The 253-nt window shown below is 66.8% G+C and carries 1 protein-coding gene; it reads left to right on the forward strand.

The window, feature by feature from the left end; genetic code table 11:
• A partial coding sequence (locus EXE45_RS18940; RefSeq protein ID WP_137695198.1) for a MaoC family dehydratase occupies positions 1 to 253 on the forward strand: 253 nt, incomplete at both ends.

Below are 253 nucleotides of genomic sequence, written 5' to 3' on the forward strand. Positions count from 1 at the left end.
GACGCACACGACGGCGAGGAGACGGACCGCCGGCTCGTCGGCGGCTGGGAGGGGCGCTACTACGAGGACTTCGCGGTGGGTGACGTGTACAAACACCCCTACGGGCGGACGGTGACCGAGACCGACAACGTCTGGTTCACCAACCTCTCGATGAACCTCAACCCGATGCACTTCAACGAGGCGTACGCCGCCGAGACGGAGTTCGGCGAGCGCCTCGTCGACGGCACCTTCGTCATCGCGCTGGCGGTCGGGA

Origin of the sequence: Halorubrum sp. SP9, assembly GCF_005435015.1 — an archaeon.
In the GTDB taxonomy this organism is placed as follows: domain Archaea; phylum Halobacteriota; class Halobacteria; order Halobacteriales; family Haloferacaceae; genus Halorubrum; species Halorubrum sodomense.